At 61.1% G+C, this 3,684-nt stretch carries 4 protein-coding genes; 3 read left to right on the forward strand and 1 reads right to left on the reverse strand.

The features are described from left to right. The coding region (locus tag AACR14_RS13775; protein WP_019446591.1) for an SDR family NAD(P)-dependent oxidoreductase at nt 1–640 on the forward strand (640 nt) is incomplete at its 5' end. Between the two features lie 61 nt (nt 641–701). On the opposite strand, the gene AACR14_RS13780 is transcribed toward AACR14_RS13775, so the two are convergent. Further along, entirely contained in the window at nt 702–2,174 is a 1,473-nt protein-coding gene (locus AACR14_RS13780) for a C69 family dipeptidase (RefSeq protein WP_019446592.1), read from the reverse strand. Between the two features lie 473 nt (nt 2,175–2,647). On the opposite strand from AACR14_RS13780, the gene AACR14_RS13785 reads away from it, so the two are divergent. Then, nucleotides 2,648–3,103, forward strand: coding sequence for a hypothetical protein (locus AACR14_RS13785; RefSeq protein WP_019446593.1), 456 nt, complete (start codon nt 2,648–2,650; stop codon nt 3,101–3,103). 143 nt (nt 3,104–3,246) lie between these two features. Beyond that, nucleotides 3,247–3,684, forward strand: a 438-nt coding sequence (locus AACR14_RS13790; RefSeq protein ID WP_019446594.1) for an iron-containing alcohol dehydrogenase, incomplete at its 3' end; no start/stop codon positions are given.

Consider the following 3,684-nt stretch of genomic DNA (forward strand, 5'->3'; position numbering starts at 1 on the left):
GCTCGCTGCGCTGGCTGACGAGCTGGGCGAGCAGTTCCTGCCGCTGGCGTTCGATGTGCAGGACAAGGCGGCCACCCGCGCCGCCATCGCCGCTCTGCCAGCCGCCTGGAGCGAGGTGGATCTGCTGGTCAACAACGCCGGTCTGGCGCTGGGGCTTGAACCGGCCCACAAGGCGGATCTGGAAGATTGGGAGCAGATGATCGCCACCAACATCAGCGGTCTGACCCTGCTCACCCGCCTGCTGCTGCCGGGCATGGTGGCGCGCAATCGCGGTCACGTCATCAATATCGGCTCCATCGCCGGCACCTACCCCTATCCGGGCGGCAACGTCTACGGCGCCACCAAGGCGTTCGTGAAGCAGTTCAGCCTCAACCTGCGTGCCGATCTGGCGGGTACCGCCATCCGTGTCACCAACGTGGAGCCGGGCCTGTGCGGCGGCACCGAGTTCTCCAACGTGCGCTTCCACGGTGACGATGCCAAGGCGGCCTCCGTCTATCAGGGGGTGGAGGCGATCCAGCCGGAAGATATCGCCAATACCGTGCTCTGGGTGAGCCAGCAACCGGCCCACGTCAACATCAACAGCATCGAGATCATGCCGGTGGCCCAGACCTTCGGCCCGCTCAATATCAGCCGTCGCTGATCGCTGCATTGGCTGAAACGAAAGAGGCTCCCGTGGGAGCCTCTTTGCATTGGCGAGCCGTTCATAGGCTCATGATCTTCTTGAACTCTTCCTCTGAATACTTCTTCTCGCTGCGCTTGGTCAGATCCGTCATCAGCTTGTAGCGCAACGTTTTGGCCATCTGATAGGTCTGCTCCAACTGGCCATAGGAGTAGTCGGCAGCCAGCCCGATGGCGGTAGCCTTGTCGCTGGCATAGGCCTGCTTCAGGCTCTTGTCGAGCAGCGCTACCTCCTTGTAGAGCTTGCTGCTCTCCTTGCTCCAGACGCCGCGCAGCAGCGGCAGGTATTTGTCCGGATCGGCGCTTGCCAGCGCAGTCAGGCTGCGGAACTGCCAGTAGGCGGAATCATCGGAGTAGCTGTCGCTGCCGGTGCGATAGGGCAGGGGATAGTTTTCCAGGGTGTTGTAGAGCGGCACCATCACAGATTCGGCCAGCACGCCGTAGCTCTGCCAGATCAATCCCTGCAGCTCTTTGGGCATCTCCTTGCGCAGCTGGATGACGTGGGATTCCAGCTGGCGATCGACGCGGATCGGCCGCTCCGCCTTGCCCGCGAGCGGCGTGCCCTCATAGGTGGCGCTCAGCACCCTGGCCACGTCCGGCACGGCGATGGGGGCATCCGGCTTCATAAAGAGCGGATATTGCGCCTGCCGGGTCGCCTGTTTGTGGGAGGCGGTCAGCATTTTCTGGCCGAGCCACTCCCGATCCACGTTGTAGGGATCGGCAATCACTCCGAACGCTTTGGCGAAGTTGAACTCTTTCGGATCGGCGTTATCCAGCAGTTTGTGCTCGCGCACGAACTCCAGCAGTTTGGGCGAGTGCAGCACATCGGCGCTGTCGAGATTGACGCCGTGGATGCGCAGGCCGTTGGCCACCATGGCGTAGCTGTCGTCCGGCACCCGCACCGCGATCCAGTGGTGGCCGGAGCCGATCTCCATCAGCCAGGCCTCGTTCACATCCGCCAGATAGAGGCTGTTGCCCTCACCGGCGCCATATTGCTCCACATAACGGCCGAGCAGCTCGACCCCCTCTTTGGCCGTCTTGGCCTGCGGCAGGATCAGGGTGGGGATGATGGCTTCAATCACTCCTTTCTCGAGTAGCGGATCGGCTTTCTGGGCCTTGTCGTTGACCTCGGCACTGGTGGTGGCCGAGATGGCGACGTTGAACTCGTTGATGCCGCGCTCTTCATAATATTTGCCAGCCGGATCGCTGGTTGTGGCATCCCAGTCGTGGATGGCGGAGTAGGCGAAAAACGCCTTGGGCATCGGCACTTCCAGTCCGTTGCCCAGCTTCCAGACCTTGCCCTCGTTCTGCTGCGCGGGCCGGAAGGCGAGGTACTTGTTCCAGTTGTTGACGCCAAAATCCTCGTTTCTGGCGATCATTACGCTGCCGTCGGCGCTGGCCCCCTTGCCGACGATGAGGCCGGTACAGGCGTCGGCACTGGTGCCAAGCAGGGTGAGCAGGGTGGCGGAGAGAAGACTCAAGGGGTGTTTTTTCATAGGTGTACCCGAAGGGTTGCGGTGAGTGAGAGCCAGACGAGGGGATGAGGTGTGTGGAGGCTGCAACTCCGAACTGGCAGCGGAGTGAGCACGACAGATTGGTCTGCCTGTTATTAGTTTTTCGAACAGATCATCCATGACACGGCTGGCTGGTTGTGATGTGCGCCAAAATTGTATTCCCGAGTGGTTGTTTATTTTGTGATCGAACGACTGTTCCTGACTTTTCTCTGGCATCGTGGCGCGTGGACGGCAAAATGTGCCAAAACAGCGTGAGCTGGCAGCAGATGAGTCATGATTCTGACGCCTGCTTGCGAGGGATGCGTGGCGAGATCCGCCATATCTCTGGATCTCGCACTATCTGACAAGTTGGCCTGTAACTTGCTGGTTTAATTGATAATGGTGGGGCATGACGCCCCATGTGACCGGATCAGCCTGTGCCCATTGCCGCAGATGCGCACCGAATTGGAGCCCCCATGGATATCAAACCCTACAGCCAGCAGCTTGCCCAGAGCGCATCCAACAACCGCGCCCTCGCCACTCTCAACAGTGCCAGTAGCGGCGGTCAGGGTGGTGGCTGGGAGGAGATGGTCAGCCTCTCCACCCAGCGCATGACCGGCCAGGCCCAGCAGGTGCTGACCTACGAACATCTGGCCAAGAACAACAAGTTGCCACCGGCGCTGGATATGAGCTCCGACAAGGGGGGCGTAGTGCAGCAGCTGGTGGACAAGGCGCTTGGTTTCGATCGCAAGAAGTTCAACGAGATCGAAGAGAAGCTCAAGACCATCGCCGATAACAAGAAGCTGACGCCGGAAGAGCGGGCGGAGCAGAGCAAGCCGCTCAACGAGCAGCGAGAGGCGATGCTCAAGGAGGCGATGGATCGCCTGACCGGCAAGAAGAGCTCATCCAAAGATGAGGCCAAAACTGCCTGATCCTGCCGCTGTTCTGAGATCTACCCGGTCGGCACCGATGGGCCAGTGTCGACCGCCGATGGGCAAGCTCCTGCCACCTCTTTTGACCTCACCTCCCCACAGGCGCACAATGTCCGCGCATTGAGCCAGTCGAGGAGTCCGCCGTGTACAACTTCCAATATGCCAATCCGACCCGTATCTGTTTCGGCGAGGGGCAGATCGCCAGCCTGCCCGAACTGATCCCGCCCGGCAGCCGGCTGCTGGTGCTCTACGGTGGCGGCAGCATCAAGCAAAACGGCGTCTATGAGCAGCTGACCCGGGCGCTGGAAGGGGTGACGTGGCAGGAGTTCTCCGGCATCGGTGCCAACCCCAGATTCGAGTTGTTAATGGAGGCGGTGGCGCAGGTGAAGCGCGATCGCATCGACTTCTTGCTGGCGGTCGGTGGCGGCTCAGTAGTCGATGGCACCAAGTTTGTCGCGGCGGCCGCCTGCTACGAGGGGGATGATCCCTGGGATATCTGCGGCAAGCAGGCGAGTGTGCACAAGGCGCTGCCGATGGGCTGTGTGCTGACCCTGCCAGCCACCGGTTCCGAGAGCAATCCC

The organism is Aeromonas sp. 159 (assembly GCF_963862045.1).
Taxonomy (GTDB): domain Bacteria; phylum Pseudomonadota; class Gammaproteobacteria; order Enterobacterales; family Aeromonadaceae; genus Aeromonas; species Aeromonas veronii.